This is a genomic window from Mesorhizobium sp. M4B.F.Ca.ET.143.01.1.1 (assembly GCF_004792275.1).
In the GTDB taxonomy this organism is placed as follows: Bacteria; Pseudomonadota; Alphaproteobacteria; order Rhizobiales; family Rhizobiaceae; genus Mesorhizobium; species Mesorhizobium abyssinicae.
Genome location: NZ_SRSR01000105.1, coordinates 1 through 417, shown reverse-complemented (window position 1 = coordinate 417; position 417 = coordinate 1). Strand labels below are relative to the sequence as shown.

Annotated in this window: 1 pseudogene; it reads right to left on the bottom strand. The window is 65.0% G+C overall.

From position 1 onward, the window contains the following. A pseudogene (locus EN786_RS36160) lies at positions 1–417 on the bottom strand (aldose 1-epimerase family protein); the annotation flags it as partial.

The window sequence follows — 417 nt, the reverse complement described above, 5'->3', positions numbered from 1 at the left end:
GTTGAAACCCCGCCACGACATCTCGATCGCCGGTCCGCGCGCTGCGGCATAGCGCACGCTTGTGCTGGCCGGCCGGTCTAGGATGACGGCGTCGTCGTCGAACAGTTTTTCATATAGAGCGAGCGTCTTTCCCTCGATAGGTGTCGGTTGCGGGTCCGGCAGCAGCAGACCGTCTTTCAGGCGGCGGACGGGCGCCTGCTCACTATCGACGAAGGTCAGCCGATAGGCCTCCTTGGGCAGTTCCGGCAGCAGCGGCCAGTTGAACGCCGGATGCGCACCGATCGAGGCCGGCAGCGGCTCGTCGCCGGTATTGGCGATCTCGAAGGTGACGCCGAGCTGCCGGGGGGTCAGTTCGTAGCCAATGGCCAGGCGAAAGGCGAAGGGATAGTGCGACCGCGTTTCGGCGTCATCCGTCAG